Source organism: Phormidium sp. CCY1219 (genome assembly GCF_035615515.1).
Taxonomy (GTDB): domain Bacteria; phylum Cyanobacteriota; class Cyanobacteriia; order Cyanobacteriales; family Laspinemataceae; genus CCY1219.
This window is the reverse complement of sequence record NZ_JAJENT010000216.1, coordinates 1-11,790: the sequence shown is the minus strand read 5'-3', so window position 1 is coordinate 11,790 and position 11,790 is coordinate 1. Positions and strand designations below refer to the sequence as shown.

Annotated in this window: 10 protein-coding genes; 5 read left to right on the top strand and 5 right to left on the bottom strand. The window is 49.7% G+C overall.

From position 1 onward, the window contains the following. Positions 1 to 223 precede the first annotated feature (223 nt). The 3 genes from LKK83_RS01890 (at position 224) to LKK83_RS01880 (ending at position 3,151) form a co-directional block, all read left to right on the top strand. A complete protein-coding gene (locus LKK83_RS01890; protein WP_324629076.1) occupies positions 224 to 1,678 on the top strand; it encodes a B12-binding domain-containing radical SAM protein in 1,455 nt (484 codons plus the stop codon). A gap of 90 nt (positions 1,679 to 1,768) precedes the next feature. After that, entirely contained in the window at positions 1,769 to 2,371 is a 603-nt protein-coding gene (locus LKK83_RS01885) for a type IV pilin-like G/H family protein (protein WP_324629075.1), read from the top strand. Positions 2,372 to 2,692: 321 nt separating this feature from the next. Continuing rightward, complete coding sequence (locus LKK83_RS01880; protein ID WP_324629073.1) at positions 2,693 to 3,151, top strand: hypothetical protein; 459 nt, start codon at positions 2,693 to 2,695, stop codon at positions 3,149 to 3,151. A gap of 142 nt (positions 3,152 to 3,293) precedes the next feature. On the opposite strand, the gene LKK83_RS01875 is transcribed toward LKK83_RS01880, so the two are convergent. The 4 genes from LKK83_RS01875 to LKK83_RS01860 all read right to left on the bottom strand — a co-directional run bounded on the left by LKK83_RS01875 (position 3,294) and on the right by LKK83_RS01860 (position 8,007). Continuing rightward, positions 3,294 to 4,103: a glutaminyl-peptide cyclotransferase gene (locus LKK83_RS01875; protein WP_324629072.1), complete on the bottom strand. Its 810-nt coding sequence runs from the start codon at positions 4,101 to 4,103 to the stop codon at positions 3,294 to 3,296. Between the two features lie 115 nt (positions 4,104 to 4,218). Next, positions 4,219 to 5,583 (bottom strand): ATP-binding protein, encoded by a 1,365-nt coding sequence (locus LKK83_RS01870; protein ID WP_324629070.1) that lies wholly within the window; start codon positions 5,581 to 5,583, stop codon positions 4,219 to 4,221. Between the two features lie 140 nt (positions 5,584 to 5,723). Then, positions 5,724 to 6,650: a succinate--CoA ligase subunit alpha gene (locus LKK83_RS01865; RefSeq protein WP_324629068.1), complete on the bottom strand. Its 927-nt coding sequence runs from the start codon at positions 6,648 to 6,650 to the stop codon at positions 5,724 to 5,726. A gap of 175 nt (positions 6,651 to 6,825) precedes the next feature. Then, a complete protein-coding gene (locus LKK83_RS01860; RefSeq protein ID WP_324629067.1) occupies positions 6,826 to 8,007 on the bottom strand; it encodes an ATP-grasp domain-containing protein in 1,182 nt (393 codons plus the stop codon). 137 nt (positions 8,008 to 8,144) lie between these two features. Here LKK83_RS01860 and LKK83_RS01855 point away from each other — a divergent pair, with 137 nt between their 5' ends. Together LKK83_RS01855 and LKK83_RS01850 are read left to right on the top strand one after the other, a co-directional pair. Further along, positions 8,145 to 8,405: a hypothetical protein gene (locus LKK83_RS01855; RefSeq protein WP_324629066.1), complete on the top strand. Its 261-nt coding sequence runs from the start codon at positions 8,145 to 8,147 to the stop codon at positions 8,403 to 8,405. 23 nt (positions 8,406 to 8,428) lie between these two features. Beyond that, positions 8,429 to 10,261 carry a hypothetical protein gene (locus LKK83_RS01850; RefSeq protein WP_324629065.1) on the top strand — a complete coding sequence of 611 codons (1,833 nt, stop codon included), beginning with the start codon at positions 8,429 to 8,431 and terminating at the stop codon, positions 10,259 to 10,261. A gap of 107 nt (positions 10,262 to 10,368) precedes the next feature. Here the strand turns inward: LKK83_RS01850 and LKK83_RS01845 are convergent, their stop codons facing one another. Continuing rightward, positions 10,369 to 11,388 (bottom strand): DUF3179 domain-containing protein, encoded by a 1,020-nt coding sequence (locus LKK83_RS01845; RefSeq protein ID WP_324629064.1) that lies wholly within the window; start codon positions 11,386 to 11,388, stop codon positions 10,369 to 10,371. Positions 11,389 to 11,790: the final 402 nt, after the last annotated feature.

Here is an 11,790-nt window from a genome sequence, read left to right as displayed (position 1 = left end):
TCCCCCCTTAGAAAGGGGGGACTAAGGGGGGATTTCAACTGTTTTGTTTTTCAAGAACAATGGTATAAAGAACACTGGAGGGTAGTGAGGATAATAGTTTCAGCAACCCCCGCCTGGGATTAATTTCTCCGGGTTAATCGTTCTAGCAACAGCCGCCCGGAGATGAACATCCCCGCCGGGATTGGGGGGCAAATGTTAATTTTTTCGGTAAATTTCCCGGGGGATGAAGTCCGATCGCTTACCCTTTAAGTATCGGAATCTGGTTCTGTCTTCTATTCCCGGGAGTGACTTGATGAAAGTTAAAATGATTTTGCCGGCCCTCACGGAAGCGATTAGTCCTCATTGGCGATCGATTAAATATTCTTTGTTTCCGCCGTTGGGGTTAGCGACATTGGCGGCATTTTTTGACGAGGATGATGACATTTGCATCCAAGACGAGCATGTGGAGAAACTGGAGTTAGATGACGAACCGGATTTAGTGGTGATTCAGACCTACATCACTTCAGCCTATCGCGCCTATGAAATTGCCGATCGCTATCGCCAACGAGGGGTTTATGTGGCCCTGGGGGGAGTGCAGGTGACTGCATTACCCACGGAGGCGATCGCTCATGCAGACACCATTTTTCTCGGTCCGGGGGAAGATACTTGGCCGCAATTTTTAGCAGATTGGCGGGCGGGACATCCGGGGAAAATTTACATTTCGCGCGATCGAACTTTGCACCACCTCCCGAAAATTCGCCGGGACTTGATTCAGCGCCAGTTGTACTTAGTTCCGAACTCGATTGTGGTCTCTCGCGGATGTCCCCACCATTGCGATTTTTGTTACAAAGAATCCTTCTTCAAAGGGGGCAAATCCTTCTACACCCAAACGGTCGATCGCGCTTTAGCCGAAATCGAAGAATTACCGGGACGGCATTTATTTTTTCTCGACGATCATCTGTTTGGCAATTTGCCTTTTGCCCGGGCATTATTTGACGGAATGAAAGGCATGGGACGGGTTTGGCAAGCTGCCGGTACCGTGGAAGCCATATTGCAACCGGGACTGTTAGAAAAAGCCGCAGACAGCGGACTGAGAAGTTTATTTGTGGGGTTTGAAACCCTAAACGCCAAAAACCTGAAACGCCAGCACAAATATCATAACCTGAATCGCGATTATAACCAGGCGATTCGCCGATTGCACGAGTGCGGGGTGATGATTAATGCCAGTTTTGTATTTGGTATGGATGAGGATAATTCCACGGTATGCGATCGCACTGTGGAATGGGCAGTTAACCAAGGCATTGAAACTGCTACTTTTCACATTTTAACCCCTTATCCCGGTACGCAACTCTATCGCCGAATGGCAGAAGAAAACCGCCTTACCAGCACAAATTGGAATTTATACGATACCCGCCATGTGGTGTATCGCCCCGCCAAAATGACTGCAGGGGAATTAGAAGCAGGATACTGGCGGGCCTATCGAGAATTTTATCGCTGGCGATCGATTTTTGCTGCTGCATCCACCAAAGAAAGTTGGTCGCAAAAAATGCGTCATTTACTCTATTCTGGGGCGTGGAAAAAGTTTGAACCATTTTGGGATGTGGTGATTCGCACGGAACAAGTGGCCAAGTTGCGACCCCTGATGGAAAAGGTACTCGATGGATTTGAGAAAAAAAACCCCTGGGGAGGAAGCGGGTGACACTGTACAAACTCCCTTGAGTGTCCCGGTAGGAAAAGGTGGCAAAATTGGGAATATTGTAGAGTAAAGCAAGGTTAGGAGGATGGAATAATGATGAGTGAAGAGAAGGGGAAAAAGAAATGGGCGATCGGGTTTTATAAAGTCTTACTGTTATTAGCAGTAATGATACCTTTGCAAGGGTTGATTATGTATCGAATTTTTGTGGAACTTGAAAAAAGCCGCTTAATTTCAATGAGTCTAGCTTGCCAAAAAACTGTAAAAAAAATCAACACTGCACAGAAAGTTTATTTTTCCAAATATCAACGCTTTGCTAATTCCGTGGAAGCGCTACAGATTAGCTTTACCAAAAACAGCAAACCCTTTCATCGGTATGGAATTAAAATGAGCCATACTGCGGTTTTAAATTATGGCATTTATCGTCAACCTCCTCCTGATGAGATAACGGAGAAGCTGTTAGAGTGGTACCCGACAAACCTTAAGAAACCACCAAGGCAAAATTACCTGGGAATTGTGGTAGCATTGCCGAATTCCGAAGTCAATCCCGATGCAACTAAACCAGAAGAAATGCTTCCTGTATCTGTGTTGTGCGAATCGCCGTCTGCAGATGCGGTTTTAGCGGCTTTATCGGCGGAACCCATCGTGCAAAATGGCAATATTGAATGTCCGGAAGGGATGAAGAATCTGGGGCAATAATGGGGAATATTCTCTTCTTTCAATTAAGCTTTTATATTTTATGAGAATTGGGGTAGGGGAGGATTTGGAGTTTTTGAGATAAGGCAATGCTTAAGTTGAGTTGAGGAGGAGGCGAAACCTCGAGGAGGGTTGTCCAGCATGTGAGGGGAAGGCGTTTAGGACCTGATATATGTAAAAAAGGGGTGGGTTGGGGGACTTTTTTGTGGTCGCGGTCGGGTAAAATAAAGGAGAAGTCTAGGGAGGGTGTTGCGCGAATGGAGTCAGCGCGATCGCGCGGAGTTTTCCTCAGTGGAGCCCTCGCCCAACCCATTACCAAAGAAAATGACTAAATCCAGCGATATGTCCCGAACGGTGAATGAAAAAACCTCTCTGGTTCCGGTTTCTGGTGTCAATCCATTTGAGCAACTGACGCCGCAACAGATTTATGATTGGGCGGCGTATCATTTGCAGTTTGTGGAATTTAAGGAATTGCTGAACGAGGAAATCGTATCTTTGCCCGATTTTCCCGGTTTGTTTTTCGTTTATTTTATTGTCTACGATTCCAAAGGAAAATGGGCGGAAAATTTAGTTTATATCGGCATTTCTAATACCAGCATCAGTCAGCGATGGAAAACCAGCCGACAATTGCCGTTATTTACGAAAATGCACGCTTTAGGAATTGAAATTCTGGTTCGCACCTTTAGCGTGTTACCGGGGATGGTGTCGCCGGAGACGTTGCAGCTTTGGGAAAAAGGCTTAATTGAAAAGTTAAAACCCGTGTTTAATGATGAAGATATGTAAGGCTTTTTAAGGGAAAAATTGTTGAGTTTTGAAGGGTTGAATTTGCGGGTGTACTCGCGATTTTCTGCATCGAAAAAGGCGTTCCCAGCACATGCTGGGAACGAGGTAATATTTCTCTATTCTCAATGTTTCATGGCTCGATTTAAGATTTGGGAATCAGTTCGATTTCAAACAGTTGGGGCCAGAGTTTGCCGGTGACGAAAAGCCGATCGCCTTTAGAATCATAGGCAATTCCGTTGAGCACGTCCACGGGTTGGGATATCGCCTTGGTATCCAGCAAGTCGGTTAAATCGATCCAGCCGACGACTTGACCGGTTTCGGGAGAAATGCGGGCGATAAAATTGGTTTGCCAAATATTGGCAAAAATTTCTCCATTGATGTATTCGAGTTCGTTGAGTCGGGGGATAGGACGATTGCGATCGCGCACTTGAACCCGACGAATTTCGGTGAAAGTTTCCGGGTCGAGAAAGCGCAGAACATCGGTTCCATCACTCATAATCAACTGTTCGCCATCGTGAGTCAGTCCCCATCCTTCTGTAGGATAAGTAAATTCCTCCTGTGGGGCAAAAGTTTCGCGATCGTACACAAATCCCACACGAGACGTCCAAGTTAGTTGAATAATATTATCATTCCAAATGGTAATTCCCTCGCCGAAGTAGCGCGCATTTAACCGTTTCATTTGCACCACTTTTCCCGTTTCGAGTTCCACGCGGCGCAGAGAGGAGCGACCCCGCAAACCGGTGCCTTCATAGAGAAATCCCTCATGGTAAATTAACCCTTGAGTGAATGCCAAAGGGTCGTGAGGATAAGCATTGACCACGCGGTAGCCGTACACGGGGGGTTGAGTGGATTCGGTGGTGTTGAAGGTGGGTGCTGATGAAGCGTTATAAAATCCGCAAGAGCCTAAAATAACTCCAATCGCTACAACAGAGGTAATAAATGTTTTTTGCATCAACCTAAATCTATTAAATCATTCTATTTTATCTTCCCCGGTGGATGAGGGAAATCCGCATCAAGTGTTTTTTATGGGGTAAACTAAAATAAGCTGGGAAAGGGCGCGTGCCAGATTAGTCCGATTGCGTCTTTTGCAGGGATTGTTCGGCGCGCATGAAGTCAATAAATTGACGAGCGCTGCGTCCGGATCTGCCGTTATGACGGGTGGCCCATTGGAGGGCTTTGGCGGTTAAGGTATCTGGAGGCATATCGAGTTGAAATTGGGCAGCCAAAGTGCGGACAATGTTGAGGTATTTTTCTTGAGAGGGGGGTTCAAAGGTTAAGGTCAAACCGAAGCGATCGCTAAAGGAGAGCTTTTCCTGAACCGTATCCCAGCCGTGGATTTCATCGCCGGCACTGGGGCGCGGGCGATCGGCAAAAAACTCGCGCACTAAATGGCGGCGATTGGAAGTAGCATAGACCACCACATTGGGCGGACGGGCGGTTAAAGTGCCTTCTAAAACCACTTTCAGGGCTTTAAAGGAATCGTCATCTTCTTCAAAGGAAAGGTCATCGACAAAAATGATAAATTTATGGGGAGCGCGGCGCAGTTTTTCGGTGATAATGGGTAAATGTTTGAGCTGTGATTTGGGAACTTCTATCAAGCGCAAACCGCGATCGCTGTATTCATTCAACAGTGCCTTAACCAACGAAGATTTGCCGGTGCCGCGACTGCCGTAAAGCAATACGTGCAATGCGGGCAAACCAGCCAGCAAAAATTCCGTATTTTGCACCAAGGAGTGACGCTGGAACTCATCGCCGACGAGATCCGTCAACCGAATCGGATCGGGGTGTGGGATGCTTCTTAATTGCCCTGATTGCCAAGTAAAGGCGCGATACTCAGCCAATTGCCCCGTACCTTGTTTTTGGTAAAAGGGGACTAACTCCTGAAGGGTATCGGCCCATTTTTTTTGTTGTTTTAGAGATGCGATGATTCGTACCTCCGAATTGTGGGGCAATTCTTCAATTGCCCCTTTTTCATACTTTACCCGGTTCTGTTCATGCCAAACCACCGGAGGCATGGGCAAACCGGATGCTTGTTGTACCCATTCACTGAGTTGGTTGCTGGTGCAATGGTAAAGGGTTTGAAGGGCATCTAAATCGTGTTTGGCAGCGGCAACGAGGGCGGGGGTTATCTTGTCTAGAGAACGCTGCTGCGCTTGTTGGGTAAAAGGGTTTTCATCGCGCAGGATTTGGGCGATTAAATAATCTTGCCAGCTCATTTTTTGCGCGGCAATGGTTTTAAACCATTGGCCATACGCTTTTAAGCAAGTCAGTCCCACTATACCACCGGCACCGCCGGCAGAACTTTGATAGATAGCTTGGATTAATTTAACAAAAGCTTCCCCCACGTCATTTTGCAGAACTGATTGATAAAGCAAGAGCGATGCGGCTTTGATTTCCAGATATTGAATAGAGGAGACCGTTTTGGCATCCATAATTAAAACACTCGAGTCGGAATGGTTAGAATGAGCGAAATGACAGACCGAAGGCAGAGGGGGAAGGGATGAAAGGAAACCCGAAGAAAACGCCAAGTCGAGCTTGTGCGGGGCTGTCATCCTTTCCCCTGGGTCGGGTGTTACTTTTTCCTGGTGGGTTTGAGAGCTTTTTTCACCAGGTCGGGAATTTCGGAAGGGCTTTCAGCCACGGGAATTTTCGCGGCTTTAAACGCTTCAATTTTGCTTTGCGCCGTATCTGGGTCAGCGCCGACGAGACTGACATTGTGACGTTTTCCGGTGGAGAGTTGAGCGGCCATAATATCGCCGGCATGACCGAGGCGCTTGCCTTTGGGGGCATGACGACCGGCCACATAAGCGACCACGGGTTTATCGATGGTTTCGGAGATGTAATGAGCGGCTTCTTCTTCGTTAGTGCCGCCAATTTCGCCGACTAAGACGATCGCCTCAGTGGTCTCGTCTTCATCTAGAATTTGTAGCCATTGGGCAAAAGACGAGCCTAAAATTGCATCGCCGCCGATGCCGACTACCAGAGATTGGCCGAGTTTGGCCTGAGTGAGGTTCAAAGCCACCTCATAGGTTAGGGTGCCGCTGCGGCTGATGAGGCCCACGGAACCGGGGGTATAGAAATCACTTTTGTGAGTGCCGAGCAGAAGCTTTCCGGGGACGATGATGCCGGGGGTATTCGGGCCGACCACCAGGGTATCGGTAGCTTCTGCCTTTCGCATCAGCTTCACCATATCCAGGGGAGGCATGCCCTCAGTGATGAGAATCAGTTGGCGGATACCGGCGGCGATCGCTTCTAGGGCTGCATCCAGAACCGCATAAGGCTTAACCACAATCACGCTGGTATCCACCGATCCCACCTTTGGGAGTGCTTGTTCGATGGTATCAAACACCGGAATATCATCTATTGTTTCTCCGCCGTGACCCGGGCCGATTCCCGCCACTACGTTGGTGCCATAGGCTTTCATTGCACTAGCATGAATCGAGCCGATCGCTTCTGAGATCCCCTGAACAATCACTGTCTTATCGTTGGTAAAATTCATTCAACCTCCTCAAGTTAAAACCCTCACGCTGGGGCGCTCGAATCGTTGCATTTCAAATCCTTATCGGTTATCGAGTTTTTTGTCTGGCTTCTGGCCAGGAATGGAGATCGCAAGCAGTCTGGAAAAAGCCTAAAAAATCCCCCCCTGGCCAAAAACTCCCCTAGAGTTTCTGGGCTTACTTCTTGCGGGTCAGTTGCACCGTTTTCGCGATCGCGTCATCCAAGCTTTCGACGATCGCCACATCAAACGGCTTTAAAATCTCTTGAGCTGCAGCGAGATCTTCGCCATACAAACGGGCAATGAACTGACAAGGAGTCGCGTGATTCGTCGAGCCTTGGGCGCGGGCATGTCGTTCCATAACCTTAGCGATAGTTTCCGCCACTTGAGTGCAAGAGGCCAAACCGCCGAGAACATTCACCAACACCACTTTGACCTTTTTACTTTTGGCCACCAGATCCAAACTGGCATCTAGGCGATCGCTCAATTCATCCGGGGTCAAATCCCAGCGAGATTCGCCGCCTAAATTGACGAAATTCGCCGGTTTGCCCCCTGTAGCATACACCAAATCCAGGGTTGCCATCGTCAGGCCCGCCCCATTGCACAGCAAGCCAATATTGCCCTCGAGTTCGACAAAATTCACCTTAGAGATAAACTCTCTTTGCGTCTGGCTCAACTCCGACTCCGAGCCATTGTTGTCGATTTTCCAGGTTAATTCGTGCAGACTAGGATGACGAGCGATCGCCGCATCATTCACCGTAACTTTGCCATCTAACGCCATCACTTGTCCCGTGGGAGAGATCCCCAGGGGATTGATTTCCACCAGATCCAAATCTTTTTCCACAAACAGGGCGTACATTTTCTGTACGATATCGCTCACCGATTCGATCAGCGGCCCGCTGCATCCCATCTTCAAGGTTAAATGTCGGGCATAATACGGCGAAAACTCCTCATTGACCACCACCTGCTGCATCTGTTCCATTGCCAATTCGGTACTGGTGCCTCCTTGTTGGGAGCCAAGCAGCACCGGACGACGGGCCGCGCGATCGAGTACCACCGCCAGATACAGTTCGCGATCGGTGTCGTATTTGGCTTCTGCTAACAGAACCTCTGGATGTTCCCCCGCGATCGGCAGATGAAAAATGTTTTGCGCCGCTGCTACGGCATCGATGGTATTTGCCACAAATTTGATCCCGCCGACTCTACCGCGTCCGCCGACCCGGACTTGAGACTTGAGAACCACCGGATAGGGAATCTTCAGTCCCTTAAGGTCTTTGGGATGATCGATCCGTTGCGAGGGCAAAACCGGAATCCCCATTTCCCTGAATAACTCTTTGGCTTGGTACTCTAATAAATCCATAGGTGTGGAAAACGTCTGTTGAAACTATTTTGCTCTCCCGAGTCCCCCGGAAATCTCCGGCGTCGGGTCTAGTTGGAGCATACCGCTTCATTTAGTTTATAATGTGTAGTTTCCTCTACTTAGGAGCGCTTTTGCCAATGGATGGAGGAGTGGACGGCATTGTCCAAAGGCTGCTCCTGAGTGCCCTCGACAGCAATAAAGCTGCAAAAAACCTTAACAAATTTCTGGGCGTCGGGGGGCATAAAATAGGGGAAGTGCCGCAGCCCGGTTTCCCCGCTCTCGAAGTCTTCGACGCCCCCGGGAGAACCGATGGCTATGTTGAGGGGAACGAAAGAACCCCTCAAATCGGTGGTTCGCTCCCGATTGAAGTTAAAATTTTTTCAGCTTCACGATTTTAAGACTACATCGGTGGTAATCTCTTATGACTACAGCAGTACGCCACAACGATTTACAAACCGTCGCCGAGCTGATCGAAGAGCGCTTGCACTCTCAACTGCCCGAGAATCTGCCGTTGCGGATTCGCTGTGCCCTCAAGGGCGGGAATTTATTGGTGTTGGGGGAACACTCCCCCGAGGTCAACCTGGAAGTGCAAGGGACTTTTCGGACGCTCAAGCAAGCCATCCTCGCCTTAGTCCCCCAATTGAAGGGGGAGTTACGGCTTTATCTGCGCTTGCGGGGTCAAAAGCAGCCCTATGCGTATCATGCTTTTAGAAGCGCTCAACCCCTGGGGGCAGTGGCGTCACCGAGGGATGATGAGCCAGTGCTGTTGCCCAAAAAACCGGCGCGATCGCCGATGGGAAATCACCCCCCAGAGGAGTTGAGCGCGGAGGCAATTCAGGCTAGGGATTTGGCGATCGCCGCTTTTCCCCTCAATCCCTTCGACATGCCACCGCCAGACTCGGCTTTCGAGCAGGCTCCCCGCCCGGTGGCGACAAAACGCCCGCCCCAGCACTCGTCGCGCCCGAGGCGCAAATCTTGGCCGAAGTCGGTTTATGCGGGAGTTTTCCTGGCCCTGGCGGGGGGAGCGATCGCCGCTTATGCGGTGTCTCGTCCCTGCGTGCTGCGCCCATGTCGGGAAATTTTGACGGCGGATGAGTTGACGATCGCTTCGGCAAATACCCTCAATCAGGCTCAATACATCCAACAACTGGTGGAGTCGCGGGATCAATTAACCGCCGCTCGCGATATCCTCACCCAAATTCCCCTCTGGTCTCGTCATTTTCCCACCCGGGAGCGCCTTTTGCAACGCAATCGCACCTTGTCTGAAGGCTTAGATGAGATGATTTTAGCCCTGCAAACCGGTCTGGATGCGGTGGAAAAAGGGGAAAATCCCCCCCACCCGGCTGAAGTTTGGCAAGCGGTGGCTCAGGTGTGGCGTCAGGCGATCGCTGCTCTGGAATCGGTGGAGTCAGATTCGCCGGTTTACCCTTTGGCGCAAGAAAAGTTAAGCAACTACCGCGCGAATTTGGCTGAAATCGAACTGCGAATCGATACGGAAAAAACGGCTAACGCCCAATTCCAACAAGCTCGCTTGGCGGCAAATGTGGCAAAAGCTCGCAGTGGGGTGGCGCGCTCTTTTGACAGTTGGGAAAAGGTTTATTTCAGTTGGGAAGGCGTTATCGCCCAACTCGAAGCCCTGCCGCAAGAGACGATGGCGCATCAGGAAGCAAAGGAATTATTGCCGGAATATCGCGCCCAACTCGCCTTGGCTCGCGATCGCAAAATGAAAGAAAAAATTGCCGAAGATGCGTACAATCAAGCCCTGTTAGAAGCAGACCTCGCTGCCAAACGGGCCCAGGAAAATCAATGGAGTCTCACGGTGGCTCGCTGGAATCAGGCGATCGCTTATGCCGAACAAGTTCCCACGGGAACCTTCTATTATCCCAAAGTTGCGGGTTTAATTAAGGAGTACAAAACCGCCCGTGACGAGGCAAAAGTTAAACTGGAAAAAGCGGTGCGCTTGCAAAAAGCGCGGGCGGATTTGAAGAAAACTTGTGAAGGAAAACCCACGGTTTGCGAATATACTGTAACCGACAATTTAATCAGCGTTTGGCTCACCGCCGATTACCTTAACAAGCTGCAAGAAACTACCGCAACGGCCCAGAAGAAAAACGATCCGAAAATTCGCCAAGGCGTAGACGAACATGTGAATACGTTAAAAACCGCTCTCGAAGCGATCGCAGATAACGCTCGCCTGACCCTAGAAGTCTACAATCCCTATGGCTCTCTCATCGGGCGTTATTCTCCTCAATAATCTCCTTTCTCGCTTGGAGGTTTTTGCCTTGGAAGGGCACGGTACTCCCGTGCCCTCCCTCGATTTGAGGGCAGAAAAACTCACTATCTGTGGCGATCGCGGCGGTTCTATTCCCCAAAAAAGGCGGGATACACGAAGGCAAATGCTGTAGAACTCGGAATCGGCGTGCCGTCGAGTTCTTCCACAATTACAGTCTCTAATTCCCCATCCCAGCGCGCCCGAATTTCTCGATTGTTGAATTGTACGGTTTGCTCGCCGATTTGGCGCATTCGCTCGTGGACGAATTGTTCGCTCGCACCGGAAAAGCGATCGGGGGGCGTTCCCTCATCGGCATGCCAAATATAACTCACAATATCTTTCGGATGCCGCTCCAATTGTTCTCGGTTTCGCACGGGAAATACCAGTGTCTCGTCTGTATAATAACTGCCGTAAGGATATCTCTGATAGTCTCGACTGTATCCCGTATCGGGGGAAAGCACTTGGCTGTCGGGATGTTTTTCCAACCACGCGCCCAATCGGGTTTTCACCGCTGGGAGGCGCGCTAAGGTGCGATTGACCTTGGGGCCGACGATTCCCATGCCCCAGGGTTGTGCGTATAGGGTATCGTCGGCGCGATCGTACATCACCAAACAGCTTTGATACAATTTCCCGGAAACCCCATAGGTAGTATCGCCGCGTTTGAATGCGACAATTGTATCGCACAGTGGGCAGTAAGACACGGTGATATTTTCTCCGCCCAAAGTATCGTTGACGATTTCATGCCAGTTCATAATCCCCAGGGGATAGGCTTTCGCTTCCCCATTAATCACCACCGCGATCGCCCAGTCGTCGGCGTCAAAGGGGGTGCTGTCTGCTGTGTCAAATTGGGGGCGATCGAGACTGGGAATTCCATCTTTGGGCGGTCCTCCATTCAGCAGTTGGCTTAAATCTATGCGGGAAACTTCCTGTAGGGCAATATTTTGGCTTTCGATATCTTTCAAGTCTTGGCTTCCATCGTGGAAATGCTGGGTGAGAAAAAAGTAGTGTAACTTGAAGTTGTCCCATCCCCCAGCTCTCACTACTAACGCAAATAAAGACAGTACCGCCACCACGGTAACACTTAAGGTCAATTTGAATAAGCTTCTCATGCCAATCTCCTGGCGCGCGCCAAATCTCTGTGCGGGTATCCCTGACCCTTGTTCGGTTCTATAGTGACGGGAGAACCTGAAATTGCCCTGAGCGGAGGATAAAATTAACCTGAGAAATGCTACAGTAGATTGGTCATTAACTTGGATTCACCCTCTGCGTTTCATCAATAGACATCGAGGAGCCTCAAACTGACGCTTACCCCAACCTAACCTCCGCCGTAACCGGCATTTATGCCTCATACTTCCTCCTCGGCAAAACCTTTGATGTCCAATGGTCACTCCCTTCCAGGGAAGCAATTGACAAAAGAAAGAAACCTCTCCCACCCTCCGGTTGTTGTTGGTGTTCACATCAGGCTGTGCCTATCACAATAAAAGCATTGCCTTTACCCTTTGCCCCCATTA